Origin of the sequence: Tenacibaculum aiptasiae (genome assembly GCF_008806755.1) — a bacterium.
GTDB classification, from domain to species: Bacteria; Bacteroidota; Bacteroidia; order Flavobacteriales; family Flavobacteriaceae; genus Polaribacter; species Polaribacter aiptasiae.
The window spans coordinates 14,209-34,518 of record NZ_WAAU01000012.1 but is presented as its reverse complement, the minus strand read 5'-3'; the positions used below and the strand labels follow the sequence as shown (position 1 = coordinate 34,518).

At 29.8% G+C, this 20,310-nt stretch carries 18 protein-coding genes; 8 read left to right on the top strand and 10 right to left on the bottom strand.

Translation table 11 applies throughout. From position 1 onward, the window contains the following. Positions 1-304: 304 nt before the first annotated feature. From F7018_RS07950 to F7018_RS07930, 5 genes are all read right to left on the bottom strand, one after another. Positions 305-553 carry a hypothetical protein gene (locus F7018_RS07950; protein WP_150899513.1) on the bottom strand — a complete coding sequence of 83 codons (249 nt, stop codon included), beginning with the start codon at positions 551-553 and terminating at the stop codon, positions 305-307. Positions 554-591: 38 nt separating this feature from the next. Then, positions 592-1,071 carry a hypothetical protein gene (locus F7018_RS07945; protein ID WP_150899512.1) on the bottom strand — a complete coding sequence of 160 codons (480 nt, stop codon included), beginning with the start codon at positions 1,069-1,071 and terminating at the stop codon, positions 592-594. Positions 1,072-1,438: 367 nt separating this feature from the next. Beyond that, complete coding sequence (locus F7018_RS07940) at positions 1,439-1,741, bottom strand: hypothetical protein (RefSeq protein WP_150899511.1); 303 nt, start codon at positions 1,739-1,741, stop codon at positions 1,439-1,441. Between the two features lie 129 nt (positions 1,742-1,870). After that, positions 1,871-4,063 carry an Ig-like domain-containing protein gene (locus tag F7018_RS07935; RefSeq protein ID WP_150899510.1) on the bottom strand — a complete coding sequence of 731 codons (2,193 nt, stop codon included), beginning with the start codon at positions 4,061-4,063 and terminating at the stop codon, positions 1,871-1,873. 120 nt (positions 4,064-4,183) lie between these two features. Continuing rightward, positions 4,184-4,990, bottom strand: a complete 807-nt coding sequence (locus F7018_RS07930; protein WP_150899509.1) for a helix-turn-helix domain-containing protein — start codon at positions 4,988-4,990, stop codon at positions 4,184-4,186. Positions 4,991-5,321: 331 nt separating this feature from the next. On the opposite strand from F7018_RS07930, the gene F7018_RS07925 reads away from it, so the two are divergent. From F7018_RS07925 to F7018_RS07905, 5 genes are all read left to right on the top strand, one after another. Then, on the top strand, positions 5,322-6,362 hold the full coding sequence (locus F7018_RS07925) for a helix-turn-helix domain-containing protein (protein ID WP_150899508.1): 1,041 nt from the start codon (positions 5,322-5,324) through the stop codon (positions 6,360-6,362). An 82-nt stretch (positions 6,363-6,444) separates the two neighbouring features. Continuing rightward, on the top strand, positions 6,445-8,823 hold the full coding sequence (locus F7018_RS07920; RefSeq protein ID WP_150899507.1) for a TonB-dependent receptor: 2,379 nt from the start codon (positions 6,445-6,447) through the stop codon (positions 8,821-8,823). A 4-nt stretch (positions 8,824-8,827) separates the two neighbouring features. After that, complete coding sequence (locus F7018_RS07915; RefSeq protein ID WP_150899506.1) at positions 8,828-9,652, top strand: DUF4249 domain-containing protein; 825 nt, start codon at positions 8,828-8,830, stop codon at positions 9,650-9,652. Positions 9,653-9,660: 8 nt separating this feature from the next. Further along, the gene (locus F7018_RS07910) at positions 9,661-10,866 is read left to right on the top strand and encodes a hypothetical protein (RefSeq protein ID WP_150899505.1); all 1,206 of its coding nucleotides are present in this window, start codon (positions 9,661-9,663) and stop codon (positions 10,864-10,866) included. A 171-nt stretch (positions 10,867-11,037) separates the two neighbouring features. After that, positions 11,038-12,957, top strand: a complete 1,920-nt coding sequence (locus F7018_RS07905) for a hypothetical protein (protein ID WP_150899504.1) — start codon at positions 11,038-11,040, stop codon at positions 12,955-12,957. 60 nt (positions 12,958-13,017) lie between these two features. Here the strand turns inward: F7018_RS07905 and F7018_RS07900 are convergent, their stop codons facing one another. From F7018_RS07900 to F7018_RS07890, 3 genes are all read right to left on the bottom strand, one after another. Then, positions 13,018-13,215, bottom strand: a complete 198-nt coding sequence (locus F7018_RS07900) for a tautomerase family protein (RefSeq protein WP_150899503.1) — start codon at positions 13,213-13,215, stop codon at positions 13,018-13,020. Between the two features lie 43 nt (positions 13,216-13,258). Beyond that, positions 13,259-13,675 carry a DoxX family protein gene (locus F7018_RS07895; RefSeq protein ID WP_150899502.1) on the bottom strand — a complete coding sequence of 139 codons (417 nt, stop codon included), beginning with the start codon at positions 13,673-13,675 and terminating at the stop codon, positions 13,259-13,261. 107 nt (positions 13,676-13,782) lie between these two features. Continuing rightward, positions 13,783-14,343 (bottom strand): Crp/Fnr family transcriptional regulator, encoded by a 561-nt coding sequence (locus F7018_RS07890; protein WP_150899501.1) that lies wholly within the window; start codon positions 14,341-14,343, stop codon positions 13,783-13,785. Between the two features lie 211 nt (positions 14,344-14,554). Here F7018_RS07890 and F7018_RS07885 point away from each other — a divergent pair, with 211 nt between their 5' ends. Further along, a complete protein-coding gene (locus tag F7018_RS07885) occupies positions 14,555-16,537 on the top strand; it encodes a GTP-binding protein (protein WP_150899500.1) in 1,983 nt (660 codons plus the stop codon). A 26-nt stretch (positions 16,538-16,563) separates the two neighbouring features. Here the strand turns inward: F7018_RS07885 and F7018_RS07880 are convergent, their stop codons facing one another. Beyond that, the gene (locus F7018_RS07880) at positions 16,564-17,253 is read right to left on the bottom strand and encodes a response regulator transcription factor (RefSeq protein WP_150899499.1); all 690 of its coding nucleotides are present in this window, start codon (positions 17,251-17,253) and stop codon (positions 16,564-16,566) included. Then, the gene (locus F7018_RS07875) at positions 17,246-18,508 is read right to left on the bottom strand and encodes a sensor histidine kinase (RefSeq protein WP_150899498.1); all 1,263 of its coding nucleotides are present in this window, start codon (positions 18,506-18,508) and stop codon (positions 17,246-17,248) included. Before F7018_RS07875 ends, F7018_RS07880 begins: the two co-directional genes overlap by 8 nt. Before the next feature lie 163 nt (positions 18,509-18,671). Between F7018_RS07875 and F7018_RS07870 the strand changes: the two genes are divergently transcribed. Both F7018_RS07870 and F7018_RS07865 read left to right on the top strand, forming a co-directional pair. Continuing rightward, a complete protein-coding gene (locus F7018_RS07870; protein WP_150899497.1) occupies positions 18,672-19,193 on the top strand; it encodes a hypothetical protein in 522 nt (173 codons plus the stop codon). 92 nt (positions 19,194-19,285) lie between these two features. Continuing rightward, the gene (locus F7018_RS07865; protein ID WP_150899496.1) at positions 19,286-20,305 is read left to right on the top strand and encodes a hypothetical protein; all 1,020 of its coding nucleotides are present in this window, start codon (positions 19,286-19,288) and stop codon (positions 20,303-20,305) included. The last annotated feature ends 5 nt before the right edge of the window (positions 20,306-20,310 follow it).

The following is a 20,310-nucleotide window of genomic DNA, read 5'->3' as shown; positions in this document are numbered from 1 at the left end:
TTTTTGAGATTTCGAATATAGTATAAAAATGGATATGATTTTCTCAAGCTTTTTATGTCAGAGAAGTTTACTGATGATTTTTGGAAGTAGTATTACCCGTATTTTTAAAGGATAGGAAAGTGCAGGATGATTGGGGTAAATGGATTAAGAAAAGACAGGTAATAAATTTGTGCAGTAGCTTTCGTTGTTTTTAAATATTGCTAAAGGAATGGATAGTTTATGAGTAGTAGCATTTTTTTTATTCATGAACCTTATGTTTTTAACTGAAATTACTATTACTTATTAATCTTATTGTATATTGTTTTTATAATCCCAATAATTTAGGAGAAGATGCATCAGTTTTTAATTTTTCTAAAATCAGCTTTTCTAATAGTAGGAACGAATTGATATACTCGTTTTTATATTGACTTACGTAGTTATCGTTTCCTGCCCATCTTGAATTTTCAATACTTTCTTCTTCAATATCGATTCCTTCTAATACCTGTAATTTTTGAATTCTTGGAAATTGTTTTTCTAGAGATTTGTAGAATTCAATAGCTGTTTGTTTTTTCATTTTTTTAATAGTGATTAGTATATCTTTATAAATTGTAGCTATTGTTGTGCATAGTTCTTTATTTCTTCAATCTGTTTTTGGAACTCTTTTAACTCAATAATTCTCTCTTCTATTTCTACTTGTTTAGTTGTTTTTTTCCAAAATGGATAAAACAAAAAAGTAGAAGTTCCTAAAGTTTTATATTTCCCTGTATCTATTTCAATTTCAGTTTTAATACTAAAACAAGTATTTCCTTTGTAAAGTTTAGTAACTCTTTTACGTTTAGTGAGTACATCAAAGAATTCAGAAATCCCTTTATAAATATCATCATACTCGGGATTCAAATGCTTATGGTTTGCCCCATGTCCTAAAATTATTTCTTTGTCATCACAAGATATCCATATGTCATACTCAGAAACAGAAAGGTGTGTTTCAGTATATCCATCAGCACAATTATCAACATGAATACTTAATTTATCTCCGAAACATTTTTGTAGTAAAGAATGAGTTTTTTCAAAAATTATTTGATGATTTTTCATTTTTGAATTGTCTACGTTTTATTATTATTGAATTCGTATCAATAAAAACTTACCTAATCCAAGTTTTAAAGTAAGTTCATTTTTTATATTGTTAGTACCTAGATTATATTCCTTATAATTTATTCATATTTTAATCCTCTTGTAACCTTGTAATAAAACGCATTTTTGTTCCTATATCTTTCGTATTCAGATTGACTTACTAAAAACTTAAACTTTCCTTGTGAATAGATTTTGCCTTTATATTTAATTGATTTCATGAGCATTTTTATTCCTTCTTTTACGATTAATTTATTGGGTAAAGCTTGATACTTATAGCGTACTATACTATCATCATCATTTATAATTAACTCACCAGTACTTCCATTTATTACTTCGTATTTCCCTTTTTTAAGAACAAGATAAGTTTTTGTCCAGTCTTGTATTTTAAAGGTCTAGTATCACACATCCATTGTTTCCATTTATTTACGATGATTGTATTATCATCCTTTCCTTTAATAAAATCTGATATTCCAAAGTGATATTTTCCGTAATTAATTTCATCTATTTGTCCTTCAACAATTAAATCTGCTTTTGAAGTAACAATTGAATATGGCAAAACCTTTTTGTCAAATTCATTATTATTTGTGAGTGATGTAAATAATAATAAAGTGATAAGTATTCTCATAATCATAGCTAATTTGTTTTAAACATCCAATTTAGCAAATACAAATTGAATAGGAAAGATGAAAGTTTAAATTTAGCAGATTAGGTGAAGTACTAATAAAAAAGGCAGCTAAATACTAGCTGCCTTCTCTGTTGCTTAATTGAATAAGTCTTTTAAATATACGGGGTACTCTTTATAATTAATTACATGATATACAGATTCTACAAAATCTGAAGATTTATAATAAGGATTGTTGTTTTTAATAACCTTGCTTACATAGTCTTCATAAGTAGCAATGTTATCATAACGAGTCAGCTCTACTTGTTTTATTTGCCAAAATGTGTTTTCACTATAGTTATAAAAATCTAAGTTCTTTAAGGCTTCTGGTAACGTAGGTATGATAACTTCATTACTGTTTTTTTGACTATCGTATACAAAAGTCCAACTATAATCGTAGGTAGCACCTATAGAGGTTTTGTTTTTTAACCACAGTCTACCAACATTATGTGAGGCTCCATTGCTAGTAATTTTAACTGTATTTCCAGTAATAGTGTTGTATTTTACATTCCAATTAGGCTTTTCAAAATTAGCTAAGGGAGTTCCTTTTCTTTCTGTAATATAATTTCTAGAAACCAAACGGTGTCTGTACATGTCAAAGTCGGTATTTAAAGGATAGTTGTTTGGTTTATTTGTTCCCAAAGTGCTACTCCCTAGTTTGGCGTTAAATATTTGGTGATACACATTGTTTGTATAATCATTCTGATTTTCAAAGCCTTGGATGGTTAATACAGGTCTAAGGTCTGCACCCGGTAAATAATCCTTTAAAGTAAATTGTTTTACACTTATGTTTTGGTTATCAAAATCGGTACTATTTACTTTAAATCCGTTGTTTACAGGACTGTTTACAAACTGATAAGTATAACTGTTTGCAGGATCAGCAATATTATACGAATAGAAATACATACGGTTTGTTTTATTAGGAGCTAAATAGTCTACCTTAAACTGCGTATTTCCTAGTTTTCTACCTTTATAATCGATTCCTTCAGAATAAATATTGTGATTTGCTGTAAAATTCTTCAATTCATAAGTTTCTTCAGAATCTTTTGTATATGGATTTTTAGAAGGTACTTCCATAATACCAGGAGCATTTATAGTTAAATTCTGAATGGTAGAAATTCTGTTAGCTCCATTAGTTAACACATCGAAAAAAGTTAGCATAAACTCATCTGTTGCACTAAATGCTTCTGTAGAGTTTAAGGTTACTTCTGTAGTACCAGCTTCTATTTTAACTGTGTTGATAGGGCTTCCGTCAGGTTTTGAAGCAAACACCCAAGACTTTGCAATATTTGAAGCAAAATAATCCGCAGGTATTTTAAGAGTTATGAGTGCCTGAATGTGTTCTATCTTGGTATTGATAACGAGTTCACTTGTATTATCTAAAGCGTCTTTTGCTATAAATTTAAAGACTCCATTTCCTGTAGCATAAGTATTTGGATCAAAATCAAAAGAGTTGATAGTTCCGTTGTCAAAATATTGAATACGTTTGTTGTTGTACAGTACTTCAAAGGATGCGATTTGAGAAAATTCATCGACAACTTTCGGCGAAAATTGAATAACCTCAGAGATTACTTTTCCTTCGTTAATTGCTGTAATGGTAATCTTAGGCCCTGAATTATCAGAGGTAAAATTAATTAGTTTTTTAGATACATTGTTATTAGAATCGGTCGCAATAATTTCTATAGTATGCTTACCATCGGTTACATTGGTAGTATGTAAGTTAACTTTATACTTTCCATCTGTTATGTTGGCAATCGGTGTATTGTCAAAAAGCACTGCTACATTATTAATACCGTTATCATCACTTACTTTAAAGGTTAGCGTATTTGTACCCTTAATAATAGATGCTTCTTTAATAGAAACTTCTGTAATAGAAGGTAAATCATTGTCTATAATAAACGGAATAGCATCTGAAATAGCTGTATTTCCAGCGGCATCATGAGCTTTGATTTTTAATGTATGATCTCCCGATTCGTAATTTGAAACATTAATATCAAACTCAAAAGGTGCTTTGGTAGTATTGGTAACTTTAATATCGTCGATAAAAATTTCTACATTGCTTACTTCTACATTATCGGTAATCGTGGCATCAATTTCAATAGTATTACTAATAACTATTGGGTTCTTAATTTTATCATTACTAATATCATTTACTGTAAATGATTTGATTACAGGGGGCGTGGTGTCATTCTCAACTAAATTCCCCGTACTATCGCTACTACACGATTGTATTATTAGGAACAAAACGAATGAACAAATAATAGCGGTAAGCTTTTTCTTTTTACTAATCATAGATGTTTAACTTTTTTTTGTTTTTACTTAGTTAAATAGGGGGAATGCTATCCTTTTACTTAAATTTTTGTCCAGCAAAATTCTAAAAAAAAGAAAATGAAAAATTGTATAAAACGGACATTATTTAAAAATGTATGGGAATTTTTTATCGCCAACTTTTGATAGTTTATTGAAGAATGATGTTGGGTTTGTATTAGTAAGTTCTTGGAATTCATGGTTAAAATGAGCAGAATCATAATATTCATTTAATAGAGAAACTTCTGTTAATGAATTGTCCTTGTTTTTCATAGCGATGGCATTTCTAAAGCGTTGTATTTTTTTGAATGCTGAAGGAGAACATCCCAAGTAAGTATGAAATAAACGATTAACTGTTCTTTGCGATACATGTGCTTTAGCCGCCAAGTCTTTGATTTTAATAGACAAATCACTTTTTAAAATGCTAATTATTTGCTCAATAGTGCTTAAATCCTTCTTCTGCAATTGCGATAAGAGAAAGTCTTCGAGCACTTTAATTCTTTTTTCTTTAGGGTGACTGTACAGTTTTAGAGAAAAGCGAGTCCAAATGTTATTGTCCACAAATTGGAAAGGTTTTCCTGCAATTTGTTCAAAGTTTTGTTTGAAAAAATAGTTCAATCCAGTGGGCGTGAAATTGATACAAATTTCATCCACAGCATCTAAATAAAATAAATGGACAGGATGTAAATATTTTCCTAGTGCAACGACAGATTGTACGTTATTTGGATCTTGACTTACCGTTATTTTATAATCATTGTAGCTTACGGTTGCTTTTGATAGAAAAACAATAGCACTATTGTTGTGGGGGAACGCAAGGTAATTTATAGGTTTAAAATTTTCTTTTTTAAGGAGCGTGAACTCAGAAATATATTTTTTTAGAATTTCTGATTCTGGTTTACAAACATTATACATGTTTAATTCTTTTATAGCTTAGGTGAATATGGTATACACCATAATTTGTTTTTTGTAGAAGGGAAAAAACGAAAGCTAAATAGAATTAATCATCCTTAAAATTGATAAACCTTTCAATATATTTTTTGAAAGAATGCATAGCAATTGGGGGTTAATATAAAAGAAAACAAAGGTGATTTTTAAAATATTGATAAAATGTTAAGCTTAGTATAAAAGTTGGTTTTTAACAGTTAAAATTTAGAAATAAACCTAGATGGAAAGAGTAGTTATCTGTGGGATAATCTCTTTTAAATTTATGCAAGAATATTTTTTTAAAACGTAAATTGCGCCAATGGGAAGTTTTAGTACACTAATAAATACGATAACTATAGGAGCATCATTTATGATAGGACTACTATTTTTATCGGCACATTTTAAAAATAAAAAAGGAAACATATTTCTTGGGTTGTTTTTATGGAGCTTGTCTTATATGCAACTAACAGAGATTGAAGGTGATAATTTTTTGAGTAAGCTCGAAACAACTTTCGAAGTGGTATTATTTATCCTAGTGTTTTTATTTCTCTATCTAATTAAAACCGTTAATAAGCCATTTAAAAAATGGTATTGGCTTTTATTTGTTCCCGGTATTTTAATGAATATATTATTGCTCTTTGGAAATTATGATAAAGAGAATAATGAAATGGAAGTATTTAAGATCTTTTATGTATTCAATTTAGCATTGGTAATCTACGTATTTAAGATATTGAAAGATCATAAGAAAAAGGTAAATAATTATTATTCTAATATTGAACAAAAAACACTTACATGGTTAAAGAGTTTAATCTACTTTATACTATTGTTGCATGCTACTTTTATTTTAGAAAACTTAATTCCAATAAATAATAGCATTCCTTCAATTATCATATTTGCTATGGTATATTGGATTGGATACAATGGTTTTTCTCAACCAGAAATACTTAATGATGTTGTAGATATTACCAAGGATAAAGTAAAAGAGATTAAACAAGAAGATACTTTAGTTGAAAGTCAAAAGGAATACGATTATTTAAAAGAAACCATCCAAGAAAAAAGATTGTATGCAAAGCAAAATATCACTTTAAGAGATTTGGCATTGAGTTTAGAAATGAAGGAAAATAGAATCTCTACACTCATCAAATTGCATTCAAAAACTACTTTTTATCACTTTATAAACCATTTTAGAGTGGAAGAGTTTAAAAAAAGCATGAAATCTACCAAATCCAAGCAATTATCGGTTTTTGGACTAGCTCAAGAGGTTGGATTCTCTTCAAAGTCAACTTTTTATAGTGCTTTTAAAGCTGTAGAAGGCATGACTCCTAAGCAGTACGAACAAACACTAAAAGAGTTCGATTAAGCTTAAACGAACCCATACGAACCCCGTTTTAAGAATATATTAAGACATCACTGCGTTCTTTTGCAAAATAAAATGAACGTACATGAAACACACTTTTTTAAACTTAATAATCCTTCTTTATTTGTCGGTGGGATATGCTCAAGAAAAGTTTACCGTAAGCGGTACTCTTAAAGATCATGCAAATGGAGAAACACTATTAGGAGCAACCGTATTATTACAAGGAACTAGTATAGGAACCATAACCAATGAGTATGGGTTTTACTCGATAACAGCTCCCAAAGGAACCTATGTATTAGAAGTATCTTATTTAGGATATAAAACAGTCTCTAAAAAAATAGTATTGAATCAGAATATTAAATTCAATACAGAACTAGAAGAAGATGCAGGACAATTAGATGAAGTTGTTATCAACTCAGGAGAAACAAAACGTGTTAATTTAAGAACACCACAAATGAGTGTGGCAAAATTATCGGCAAAAGCCATCAAAAAAATACCAGCTGTATTAGGAGAAGTAGACGTTATTAAATCTATACAGTTATTACCAGGTGTAACCAATTCGGGAGAAGGAGCCTCTGGTTTTAATGTAAGAGGAGGAGCTGAAGATCAAAATTTGGTATTGTTAGATGAAGCAATCATTTATAATTCATCGCATTTATTTGGCTTTTTTTCAGTTTTTAATGCCGATGCTGTAAAAGATATCAAGTTATACAAAGGAGGAATTCCTGCTCGATTTGGAGGAAGAGTATCTTCTGTGTTAGATATTCGTCAGAAAGACGGTAATAGTAAAAATATAAAACTGTCTGGGGGAATCGGTTTTATATCGAGCAGATTAACTGTTGAAGGACCTACTATTAAAGATAGAGGGTCGTTTTTAATATCAGGTAGAGGATCATATGCACACTTGTTTTTAAAACTTTCTGAAGAGTTTAAAAACAACACGACTAAGTTTTACGATATCAACTTTAAAACTAATTATAAGATTAACGATAATAACAAGCTGTATTTATCAGGATATTTTGGAAATGATGATATTGGTTTCGGAAGCTCTTTTAAAAACTCTTATGGAAATTTAACTGGAAACTTACGTTGGAATCATTTATTTAACGATAAGCTATTTTCTAACCTATCATTAATCTACAGTAAGTACAACTATAATTTACAAATAAACGCATCAGGAATAGATTGGAAGTCGGATATTAAAAATTACAATCTAAAGTATGATGTCGGATATTATTTGAACAATAACTATAAATTCAAGTTTGGTGTCAGTGGTATTTACTACGATTTCAATCCAGGACGATTGAATCCATTAACACCGTCATCGGGAGTAAATCCGCGAAAATTAGACAATAAGTTTGCTTTAGAAACGGGTGTTTATGCGAGTTTAGAACATAAGATTTCGGATAAGTTAACTGCTCAATATGGAATACGATATAGTAATTTTATGAGACTAGGAGATCAAACTTTACGTGAATATGCAAACAATACACCAGTAGTTTATAATCAAGCCTTAGGAATTTATGAAAGAGCCAATAGTATAGGAGAAATTGCTTACAAAAAAGGTCAAGTAATTGAATCATTTGGAAACTTCGAACCTAGGTTAGCATTGTCGTATAAATTAAATGAAAAATCGTCGGTAAAAGCGAGCTATAATAAAACAGCACAGTATTTACATTTAATATCCAACACAACATCAGCAACTCCGTTAGATGTTTGGGCGCCAAGTGGAAAGTTTTTAAAGCCACAATTGGCAGATCAATACGCAGTAGGATACTTTAGAAATATTAATGATAATGAGTATTCACTAGAAGCTGAGGCCTATTATAAAACTGTAAAAAATAGAGTAGACTATATCAATGGAGCTGATTTAATTGCTCAAAATAATATAGAAACTGAAATCTTAACAGGTAAATCTAGATCGTATGGTTTGGAATTATTGTTCAGAAAAAACAAAGGAAATTTTACAGGTTGGGTAGCTTATACACTGTCAAAAGCTGAACAAAAAACAGAAGGTGGAAAAGCTGGAGGCTTAGGAATTAATAATGGAAACTGGTATAAGACTGCTTACGATAGAACGCATGATGTGTCAATAACAGGAAACTACAAGCTTAATGATAAATGGAGCTTTGGTGCTAATTTTGCTTTCCAAACGGGGCGTCCTGTAACATATCCTAACGGACAATTCATTTATAACGGAATTTCAACAGCAACCTATTCAAGTAGAAATGCGAGCAGATTACCAGCTTACCATAGATTAGATATTTCAGCAACATTAACTCCAAGAAAAAATAAAAATAGAAGATGGAAAGGAGAATGGGTATTCGGTATCTATAATTTATACAATCGTAGAAACGCTGCATCAATAGCTTTTGGTCAAAACTTAGATACAGGAGCAAATGAGGCGACTCGAACTTCTATTTTCGGAATTATGCCAGCGGTGAGTTATAACTTTAAATTTTAAGAAAATGAAAAAAATATATAAGCAAATAAGCATGTTTCTAATTCTAATATGCTTTCATGTATCCTGTACTGAAGTTATAAACGTTACAGTACCCAATGCAGGACCAAGATTAGTGGTAGAAGCTTCTATAAATTGGACCAAAGGAACTTTAGGTGAAAATCAAACCATAATATTAAGAACATCAACAGCCTTTTTTGATACAAATAAGGATGTGCCAGCAACAGGAGCTCAGGTAAAAGTAATTAATACCAACAGTAATGCTGAGTTTGTGTTTAGTGATCAAGGAAATGGAAGGTATACTACGAATTCTTTTGTACCAGTAGTTAATGATACTTATAAATTAGAAATTATCTATAATTCTAAGACTTATGAAGCTACAGAAACGTTAATGTCAGTTGTTGATATTAAAAAGGTAGAGCAGACAACAGACAAGGGAGATAGTACCACAGATAAAGAAGTAACTATTTATTTTGATGATCCTGAAAATGAAGAGAATCATTATTTGGGAGAATTTTTAACAGCTACTGAGCCTGTACCCGTATTGGATCCTATTAGCGATAGTTTTACTAATGGGAATCAAAACTTTATGGAATATGAGAATAAAGATTTTGTTGTTGGAAGCACCTTAAATATAAGTTTATACGGAATATCTAAGCAGTATTATAATTATATAAACCTTTTAGTACAACAGTCTAGTTCTGGAGGACCATTTACATCTACACCAGCACAGTTAAAAGGAAATTGTAAAAATATCACCGATTCAAATGAGGAAGTACTAGGATATTTTAGGTTAGGAGAAGTAGCAAAAGTAAATTATGTAATACAATAAAAATAGTAATGAAAAATTCAATAAAAATAAGTCAGTTGTTATTGTTCGTAGCAATACTGATACAAAGTTGTGCGATTAATAAAGAAAAAGAAGTATCGAAAAACGAACCGATAAAAAGAGTTTTTAATACTGAGTTAGGTATAGAAGTAATTCCTAGTAGTTTAGGGAAAGCCTATCAAAAACACTTTGACAGATATACCAAGGTAATGGCACCTAATGGAAAACCAATTCATATTGTAATTCAAGATGATGTAACCGATGAGCAAGCGGTGAGATGTAGAGGTATTTTAGAGCATTATTTAAAAGACTATCCTGGTTCTAAATTTGGAGAAAATAAAGGTGAAATAGCTAATAAGATGACTGAAAATAACGCGGTATTAGCTTTAATGAATGGACAAGATGATGGAACAAATGATGTAAAAGTAAATGCGCAACCATTGTATAAAAACGAAATACAAGTAGAAGGACATCCATGGTATGTAAATCAGAATTATAAGCACAGGGATGCTGCTTATGAAGAGATATTACACTTTGTACATGATAATGGAATTGGGGTAGACGGAAAGAATAATACATTGCCAGGTGCTGCCCCAGAATTTCAAAAGGAAATTAGAGCTGCTCAAGTAAATGGATTAGAGAAGAAACTATGGGCAAATGACGAAAGAATGAAAGGATGGTTAGAAGAAATTAGTGCAGAAAATAGTTTGTCGCAAGAGTATTTAGCATCAGTAATTGATACTTATTATGGTTTATGGGGAGCGTTTAAGAAAAGAGAAGGAGGAATGTGGGGATTCTATGCTCCAAAAGAAAGAAAGGATTTAAAAGAGAAAGACCCTGTAGCCTATGAGTTGATGAAAAATAGCTTCTTCCATCCATATTTAACCTATAATGCAAGAATAGATAAGGGATTTGAAGGGAACTTTTCTCTAAAATTTAATGAAGGAATACCTTATACACATCATTCACAGTATTTGAAAGATATTACGCTATTAGGTACTAATAATACTAATGTTGTGGTAAATGAATTAGATAATGACATCACAGGAAATAAAGGAATTAATACAGTTCTGTTTTCAGGTAATTATGAAGATTATGAGGTAATTGATGAAGATGGAGAAATTACAGTGATTGATATAACATCATCAAGAGATGGTAAAAATACCTTAAGAAGTGTTGAGAAATTGCAGTTTTTAAATAAGACAATAAAACTTTAAAAGCTTTAAAAGAAATATAAGTATAGGATTTTATAAAGTTCTATAGCAACAATTAATTTTTTTAGTTTCATTAATTATAAAAGTGTTGTTAACTGCTAATTATATGTATTTTTAATGCGCAGTTAGTAGTAGTTGGCAGTTTAACAGCACAAAATATTCAGTTTATATAATATGAAAAAAGTAATTATTCTCTTATTTATTTTTAGTATCCAATCTTCTATAGCTCAGGAAGTAATAACTACGAAAGCTAAAATAAAAGGAAAAGTAATCAACTCTAATACTGGGATGCTGATAGTAAAAACAAAGAAAGAAGTTTTAGCAGTCAATCCTGAAAGTAAGAAAGTAGCATGGGAAAATAAGGAGTTGAAGAAGGTAGATATGGATTCGTATAAAGAAATTCCTTTTACACCTATCATTATTTTTGAAAAAGATCCTTTAATAAGCTCTAAACTATTATCCAATGCATTTGGAACAAAAGGTGTTTCTAGAATTATCTTAAATAGTATCAATGGTAAAATACTTTTTAACTCAGAAAAACACGGATTTAAAGCAGTAAATAAAACATTATTAATACCAGAGCAGGATGCTATTTTGGTTAATGGATTAAAAAAGAAGAAAGTAGTATTGGCTCTTTACAATTACGATAATGGAAAACTTATTTGGGAAAATGATTTAACTAAAAGTGGTTTTTTCAAGGCAGTTAAAGAAGCTTTTCTAGACACTGAAAAAATAATGTTAGATAAGCATGGTGATATTTTTTGGTTACATAATAAACAGCTCCTAAAAATAAATAAGCTTACTGGAGAAATAGTATTTCACCAAAAGGATGTGAATACTATAGAGATGAATAGAGAAAAAGATGGAGTCTTTGTGTTTACAGATAAGATAGCTTTAAAAAAGCTAAACGAAGAAACTGCAATTTTTGCTAAACATACCAATTCTATGGAACCTGTATGGGAAACCCCTATAAAAGTTGTAGGTAACATAAAGAATACGATTGTTGATAATGAAAAAATGGTGGTTATTACATCTAAAGGATTTAATGTAATAGATAGTTTAGGCCAAAAGCAATGGGAAAAACCTGAGCTATTACCCTTAATAAGAAAGATAGTTCCAATAGAAAAAGGATATTTAGTAGTTCAAGAAAAGGAATTGAATTTTGTTAACACAAAAGGGAAAAAGCAGTGGAAAAAGTCTGTAAGAATTTCATTAATGCCTAATGAAAATCCAATACATTTATTTAATGAAGGAGAAAAAGTGTTATACATAACACCTTCTAAGGCAAATATTATTGATTTATTTACTGGGAAAGCTTTGGATAAAGAAATCGCCTTAAACGATGAAGGATTTATTGTAAGAAACTTAAGGTTGAAAAAGCATTTTTTTAGAATTTGGTACGACCAAAAAAAGCAACAGTTTCCTGTGTATAACGAAAATGAGTTGTACGTGTTTAATATCAATGATTCTTTACCAAAATCATCATTCAAGTTTAATTTTAAAGGACAAATTCCAGATTTAGATATTCGTGAAAAAGGATATTTTATGCATTGCGATAATAAGTTTTACCTGTTCGATTTTAAAGGGAACTTAATTTACGAAAGAGAATATCCATCAAATCAGCACCGATCATTTTTTGAAAAAGCTTTTGGATTTGTACAAGATGGTCTAGGTGTGTATACAGCAGCTATTGGTTTTGTTGGAAGTCAATTAAACCAAACATTTAAAAACGTATTAGTTACAAAAGACCTAGGTTTTTTGAGTACGATGGCTTCTGATGTATATGGAACCTATCAATCTTACGAAGGAACATTAGGAAAATTAACGAAATTGAATGTTATGGACTTCAATTCGAGTTTAATGCAAATATTTAGTCGTTATAAAAAAGGGCAAGAGAATAACAACAGTTTATTGGTAACTGTAGCTAATGATAAGGATGATACCAAAAAAATAATACGATTGTTTGTTGATAGTGGAGATGAAAAACTAGTAACCAAGTTAAACGAAGATCAGGATGATTTTATCATAGATCAGATTGAAAATAGAATCTTCTTCTTTACTAAAAAAACAATAACCATAGAAAAGCTAAACTAAGAAGTAGAGGAAGTAATGTGTTAGTATAATCATAGCTCAAGCCATTACTTCCTACTAACTTTACTCCTTTTTACTACCTAAGTACTGTTTCCCATTATAGCCCCAATTCCCCATAGGAACTTCATCAATAACTATATGAGTGGTTTCTGGTTTCTTATTTAAAATATCTACAACCAATTGGGTAGCTCCTTCAATTAAAAGTCTTTTTTGTTTTTGAGTTACATTTTCGTCGGTGATTCTAAAATTAATATATGGCATGTTTTTATGAATTAAGATTAATATGTTGTAATTGAAATAATAATTAGTCCCATTTAGAACTTGTAGAAATAGCGTGTTTACCAGCTCCTAAGAATATAATAGAGGTAGCTCCAAATAGAAATAAGGCTTGTAGTTCTATAGCCCAACCACCATATTTATTCAGAGCAAAAATATCAGAAGCATGTGCCATTAAAATGGCAATAAGCATATTGAAAGCTAGAATAAAACTAGCAAGTCTAGCTCTAAAACCAATAAGAATAAGAATGGGGGCAACGATTTCTCCAATAAAAACTAAATAAGCAATGAATTCAGGTAATCCTATTCCACTTAATAAACTTTTGATAAAAGAATAGTTAGTACTCGTGTTGGCGATACCATGAAAAAGAATAAGTAATCCTATACTAAGTCTTTGAATGAAAATACCTATTTCCTTGTTTTGAATTTTTTCTAAGATGTTCATGTTTTAAAATTTTGTGAATTAATATCAGTACAAAATTCAATGAAAACAGAGATGTCTAATAGGAGGTAAATCACGATTAATGAGTGATAAACATCACATTAAAACAATTATGATTTTAACCTACTTAAGGTTTCTCTTGAAACACCTAGATAGGCAGCGATTAGTTTTTTAGGAACTCGTTGAAAAAGTTTAGGGTATTGTTTTAAAAGTAATTCGTAACGTTCTTTAGTCGAGTTTTTTAAGAGAGATAATATTCTATTTTGTAAAGCAATACGACCATATTTGCTTTTTTTAGCCCAAAATCGCTCCATTTTATGCATAGATTGGGTTAGTTTCTCTCTATTTTCATAAGTAATATATAAGAGTTCAGAATCTTCAATACAATCAATAGAAAGTTTGGTAGGACTTTGTTTAATAAATGATTCATAATCAGTAATCCACCAGTTTTCCATACCAAATTGTAAGATATGCTCTTTACCATTGTCATCAAAAAAACAACTTTTTAAACATCCCTTAAGCACCCAATATTCCTTATTAGCAATTTCGCCTTCTTGTAAAATATATTGATTTTTACGCTTCTTTGTATGTTCGAAATGACTTAAAACAAAGTCAAACTCATCATCAGAAAGAGAAATAATTTCTTCTATATGTTGTCTAAGTGGATGCATTACAAATAGTATTAAAAAACAAAAATGAGGAATTAAGAATAAAAAAGAAGTGATCTACATCACTTTTAAAATTAATTTAAAATACAGCTTGAAATAAAAGATAGTCATTATTACAAAGAAGTATTAAATATAGTAAGTTTGTAGAGTAGATAGTAGTAATTACTTCAAGTGAACCTATTTAATTAAAAAGGTTGATAAAACACTCCAAATAATGACAAAACCAACAATCAATATAGGGATATTGGCTCATGTAGATGCAGGAAAAACAACGCTTACTGAACATTTTTTATACAATTCAGGAGCCATTAGAACTTTGGGGAGTGTAGATAAAGGTTCGACAAGTACTGATAGTTTAGAGCTTGAAAAAGAACGTGGCATTTCTATAAAAGCAGCAACTACTTCTTTTGAGTGGAAAGGAACAAAAATCAATTTAATTGATACACCAGGCCACGTAGATTTTTCTAGTGAAGTAGAACGAGCATTATGTGTAGTAGATGCCGCAGTACTAGTAGTATCGGCAGTTGAAGGAGTACAAGCGCATACACTAAACATTTGGGATTCTTTGCAAGAATTGAAAATACCGACTATTATTTTTATTAATAAAATTGATCGTCAAGGAGCAGATACCGAAGCTACCCTAGCGCAATTAGAGCAGGATTTAAAAATTAAACCAGTTGTATTGTATGCTTCAGAAAACGATGGACTGACAAATGCTACAACCGTTCCTGTTTTTAATACGGATGCTCACACAACAGTTAAAGAAAAATCGATAGAACATATTTTAGAAGGAGAAGAAGATTTATTAGAGCGCTTTTTAAATTCAGAAGCTATAACAGATGAAGAATATTTAAATAGTATTTCTAAACTAACGAAAGAGCAAAAAATAGTTCCAGTATTTACAGGAATAGCCAAAAATAACATAGGAGTAACTGATTTATTAGATGGAATTATAACTTATTGTCCTACTTCAAAAGTAGTAGCAAAAGAAGAGTTGTCAGCCTTTGTTTTTAAGTTAGAACATCATAAGGTGTATGGTACCATGGCACATGTAAAAGTTTTTTCGGGAGAATTATCTTCAAAAACAACAATTTACAACCATACACAGCAATTAGAAACCAAAATTAATCAAACCAAACAACTACATCACACGAAGTATATTGATAATGTAGTTTTAAAATCGGGAGATATAGGAGTAATTACTGGAGTTTTAGGAACAAAGTCGGGAGATATTTTAGGTAGTCCAGAAGGTATTCCTAAGCTTCCACAATTACATATTCCTGTACTAAGTGTTCAAGTAGTTCCAGAAAATAAAGCCGATTACAATAGTTTAGCTGAAGCACTTCAACAAATAGATAAAGAAGATCCTTCTTTAAATTTTAAATGGTTTAAAGCAGAAAAAGAATTACAGTTGTTGTTAATGGGACAAATGCAGATTGAAATTTTAGAACATGTTTTAAAAGACAGGTTTTCAATCAAAGCAAGTTTTACAGAGCCACAAGTAGTATATAAAGAAACAATTAGTACAAAAGCAGAAGGCTATATTAGGTATTGGATGCCAAAACCTTGTTGGGCAATCATGACTTTTTTAATTGAGCCAGCACCTTTAAATTCAGGAGTGAGTTATAGTTCTATTGTATCTCAAAACGATGTGCATATTAAGTATCAAAATGAAGTAGAACGAACAATACCAAAAGCATTAGCACAAGGAATATTGGGGTGGGAGGTAACCGATGTAAAGATTACCTTAATAAAAGGAGAGGATCATAATGTACATTCAAGACCGGGTGATTTTAATTTAGCGACTCCTATGGGAATTATGAAGGGATTACAGGCAGGAGGAACTCATTTATTAGAACCCATCTTAAGTTTTGAAATCAAAGCAAAAGAAGCTTTATTAGGAAAAATAGTTTCAGAATTAAGTACTCGAAGAGCTATTTTTGATTCTCCAGAGTTTAAAGACGATATTTTTAGTTTAAAAGGAACCATTCCTGTAGCAACTTCCTTAGATTTAAGCATTAAACTTAATGCTATAACAGGAGGTAAATTAAGGCTACGATTACAATTTTATGGCTACGATACTTGTCCAGAAGGAGAAGGAGTGATTAGAGAATATAAAGGAGTAAATCCTTTAGATGAAGCTCAATGGATATTACATCGTCGTGGAGCTTATAAAGCAGATGAGCGTGTGATTTAGTAGTTAATTAAAGAAAGAGAATTTTTTTATTCAACTTTAAGAATCAATCCAACATTTGGTATTGATTCTATAGATATAGAAGGGTCTTCTTTAAAATATTTACGCAGTTTACTAATAAAAACATCCAAACTTCGTCCTGTAAAATAATCGTCTTCTCCCCAAACATTGTTTAGTATTTCAGACCTTTCAACAATTTCGTTTTTTGAGTTAGATAATAAAGCTAAAATCTGCCCCTCTTTTTTGGTAAGTCTTTTAGAGTCGTTAAAACCATTTAAACTTAGATTAGCTCTGTTAAAAACAAACTGACCAATAGTATATTCTTTTACAAACTGCGATTTATTTATTTCATACCTACTAAGTATTGCATTAATTCTACATACAAGTTCCTCTTCATTAAAGGGCTTGGTTACATAATCGTCAATACCAATTTTAAAACCTTTTAATTTATCTTCATTCATTGATCTAGACGTAAGCATTAAAATAGGAGTTTTAATTTTATGTTTTCTTATCTTTTTTGCTAGTGTAAAACCATCCATTTTTGGAAGCATTAGATCAAGAATACAAAAGTCATAATAACCATTTGTATATGCATTATAGCCAGATTCTCCATCTCTATACAACTTAACATTAAAACCATTTTCTTCTAGGTATTCCAATAACATAAAGCCAAGGTTTACATCATCTTCTACTAACAAAATTCTTTTTTTATTACTCATATGCTAAAGGAAGTTTAATTATAAAAGTTGTTCCTACATTTACTTTACTTTGTAATTCAATAGTGCCATTCATTTGTTCAACGACCATTTTTACGTAGGATAATCCTAGTCCAAAACCTTTTACATCGTGTAAGTTTCCAGTAGAAATACGATAAAATTTTTCAAAAATTAGATCGATTTCCTTTTTAGGAATCCCAATCCCATTATCTTTAATAGAAATAATTAATTGCTTCTCTTTATTTATTGTTAAAATACTAATATTAGGTTGCTGTTTGCAGTATTTGATAGCATTGTCTAGAATATTTGATAAAGCATTTTGAATAAAGGATTCTTTTCCTCTGATAATAAAGTTTTCTGCTGTTAAATTCAGAGATATATTTATGTTCTGATTAGAAGAGTTAAAGCTTTTTTGAAGGTTAAAAATGATTTTATGAATATCAACAGAGTTCAATTTTAGTTTTGAAAAATTATATTCTTGTTTCGCTAATTCAAGAATATCTTCACTGCTAATCATGATTTTTTTGCTTTCAAAATCAATAATTTCAGTATATTTTCTAATATTTTCAGGACTTATGTTTTCAGATTTACGCTTTAAAAAATTATTAGCAAAAGCAATATTAGCAATAGGAGTTTTAAACTCATGAGTCATGTTATTTAAAAATTCCTTAGTTTTTTCAGCATTTCTTTTTTCTTTTTTATAATGATGAAAAAGGTAAACAATAACCACACTAATAAATAAGATAATTAAAACAGAAGAGATAAATACAGGACTGATTTGTTTAAATAAAAAATTTGATTTGGAAGGAAACTCCAATTGCATTGCCAAACCAGATCTATTAATAGTTTGGTCTAGTTTTTTAGTGTAGGTGTTTTTATTATTGGGGGGTGTAGAAATCTGACAAAAATCAAATTTATAATTTAAGTCTAAATTATTAGCGATTAATTCAGTTTTAATAATAGAGTCTACACTATGCCATTCTTTTTTAGATTTAAACTCTCTACTGCAATGGCTATTTGAAGTTTTAAAGCAAGACTCTTTATCGTTGGTGTTAAAAGCTTCTTTAACAGTTTTACATACATCGTAATCGTCAGAAACTTTGGAAACGATGCTATCTAAAATAATTTCTGCTTTTTGATTAAAATATTCTTGTTGTGTTATAGCTGCGTTATAAACATAAAGTAATTGGTTGATTAATAGACTAATCAAAAGAATAAAAGCAACAGCTATAAACCAATATAATTTTTTGTTTTTCACAGTAACAAATGTATATATAATTTTTTCTGAGTCTTAAATTTTAACCTCGTCTTAACCTGATATAACCTCGCTATAACTCAAATAGGGCGAGTTCTTCTTTTACTTTGTACATCATTTATAAACAAGATCTCTTAAGGAATGAGAGATAATTAAAACTAAAATTATGAGACTAAGAATTAAATCAATTATGTTGTTTTCCTTATTTGTAATAGGAATGTTATTTAGTACCAATGCTATAGCTCAATCTTCATGTTGTGGAGAAAAGAAGAGCGATGAAGTTACTTGTACTAAAGATAATACAAAGAATAAAAAAACTTCTTGTAAAGAAGTAAAAGGAACAGCTGCTACTTCTGGTTGTACTCCTTCAGCTTGCAGAGGAGCAAAAACAAAGTTTGGAGAAGCTAAAGTAATAACTAATTTACGTAAAGAATTAATTGGTTTAAAGGCCAATATGGAAAAGTCTACGAAACCTAAGTTTGATTCAAGATCTTATGATATACATGGAATTGTAGGGAAATCTGATGAAGAAAGCTTACAAATTATAGTGAAAGAAGTAAATATTGTTGAAAGAGCATTTTCAGAAAAGTTAAATTATAAAATGAAAGGTTTTACCTTACCTAAAAATAAGGCACAACAAATCGTTTATTTAAGAGAAAGAATAGCATCATTAAACAAACTTTTATAATCTTCATTTTAAGCTCTTATCAATGCTTTTTTGAGATAAAGAATCTTCAATAAGAGAAGGTTCTTTATTTATTAATTTCCATATCAATTTTCATGACTTTTAGAAAAATCATCAGTTTATCAATTGGGCTAAGCTTTATTGTATTATTAATTACAGGTGTTTTATCATATTTCAATGCGTATTCTAGAGTAGTAGCAACATTACATACAGGATTTGGATTGTTATTTACAATTGGTGCGATATTTCATTTAAAAAACAACTTTCGTTCACTTAAAATGTATAGTAAAGGAAGAGTGTTTTTAGTAGTGTCTATTGTTTCTTTCATTTTTGTATTAACAGCATACTTTCAAATGTTTCCTTTTAGTTCTATGATGGATTTTGGTGCAAAGCAAAAGGCAACATCACAACAAGAAATGAATTTGTCTGAGTATGAAATCATTGAAATGAATATGGATAGAGATGTTAAATTATCTATTGATTTATTAAAATCAAAGCATTATTGGCATCCGCAAATGGCAATATGGTTAGAAGATAAAAATGGCAATTATTTAGAAACTTTATTTGTTTCTAAAGCAACAGCTAAAGGGCTTTTCTTTGGAGGAAGAAGTAAAGATAATTTTAAAAGTTTTGATGAAACTAAGGATGTAGTAGGAAACTATAGAAGGGTGAATGCATTACCAGTTTGGTCTCATAAAAGAGGAGTTCAGTATTCCGATGGTATGTACGTTCCTTCGAGTAATGACACATTTCCAGATGCAATAACTGGAGAAACAATTACCGATAATTTTAAATTAATAACTTCAATAAACAAGTTTTCTAGTTTAAAACTAAAAATAGAATTGAATGTAGCTTTTGATGATAATGAGTTTTATTCTGAGTTTGATTTTCCAAACGATAAAACATATCATAGTGGTACAGGGCAGTTGGGGCAACCATCAATAGTATTTGAAACTCTTTTAAACTTTAATAAGGAACAGTATTATTTGATGAAGCTAATAGGACGTGGTCATCATTCTGGTCAAACAGGAGAATTATTTAAAGATTTATCAACATTAACTACTGCAAAACAAATAGTTGAACGTATTGTTGTTGGAGTTCATAATAAGCAATAGTTTTT

What these genes read in the sequence shown, in the direction of transcription:
- F7018_RS07865 (WP_150899496.1), top strand. Translation starts at nt 19,286, where the DNA reads ATGACTTTTAGAAAAATCATCAGTTTATCAATTGGGCTAAGCTTTATT.
- F7018_RS07920 (WP_150899507.1), top strand. Translation starts at nt 6,445, where the DNA reads ATGAAACACACTTTTTTAAACTTAATAATCCTTCTTTATTTGTCGGTG.
- F7018_RS07925 (WP_150899508.1), top strand. Translation starts at nt 5,322, where the DNA reads ATGGGAAGTTTTAGTACACTAATAAATACGATAACTATAGGAGCATCA.
- F7018_RS07885 (WP_150899500.1), top strand. Translation starts at nt 14,555, where the DNA reads ATGACAAAACCAACAATCAATATAGGGATATTGGCTCATGTAGATGCA.
- F7018_RS07910 (WP_150899505.1), top strand. Translation starts at nt 9,661, where the DNA reads ATGAAAAATTCAATAAAAATAAGTCAGTTGTTATTGTTCGTAGCAATA.
- F7018_RS07945 (WP_150899512.1), bottom strand. Translation starts at nt 1,071, where the DNA reads ATGAAAAATCATCAAATAATTTTTGAAAAAACTCATTCTTTACTACAA.
- F7018_RS07930 (WP_150899509.1), bottom strand. Translation starts at nt 4,990, where the DNA reads ATGTATAATGTTTGTAAACCAGAATCAGAAATTCTAAAAAAATATATT.
- F7018_RS07890 (WP_150899501.1), bottom strand. Translation starts at nt 14,343, where the DNA reads ATGCATCCACTTAGACAACATATAGAAGAAATTATTTCTCTTTCTGAT.
- F7018_RS07900 (WP_150899503.1), bottom strand. Translation starts at nt 13,215, where the DNA reads ATGCCATATATTAATTTTAGAATCACCGACGAAAATGTAACTCAAAAA.
- F7018_RS07870 (WP_150899497.1), top strand. Translation starts at nt 18,672, where the DNA reads ATGAGACTAAGAATTAAATCAATTATGTTGTTTTCCTTATTTGTAATA.
- F7018_RS07905 (WP_150899504.1), top strand. Translation starts at nt 11,038, where the DNA reads ATGAAAAAAGTAATTATTCTCTTATTTATTTTTAGTATCCAATCTTCT.
- F7018_RS07895 (WP_150899502.1), bottom strand. Translation starts at nt 13,675, where the DNA reads ATGAACATCTTAGAAAAAATTCAAAACAAGGAAATAGGTATTTTCATT.
- F7018_RS07915 (WP_150899506.1), top strand. Translation starts at nt 8,828, where the DNA reads ATGAAAAAAATATATAAGCAAATAAGCATGTTTCTAATTCTAATATGC.
- F7018_RS07950 (WP_150899513.1), bottom strand. Translation starts at nt 553, where the DNA reads ATGAAAAAACAAACAGCTATTGAATTCTACAAATCTCTAGAAAAACAA.
- F7018_RS07940 (WP_150899511.1), bottom strand. Translation starts at nt 1,741, where the DNA reads ATGATTATGAGAATACTTATCACTTTATTATTATTTACATCACTCACA.
- F7018_RS07935 (WP_150899510.1), bottom strand. Translation starts at nt 4,063, where the DNA reads ATGATTAGTAAAAAGAAAAAGCTTACCGCTATTATTTGTTCATTCGTT.
- F7018_RS07880 (WP_150899499.1), bottom strand. Translation starts at nt 17,253, where the DNA reads ATGAGTAATAAAAAAAGAATTTTGTTAGTAGAAGATGATGTAAACCTT.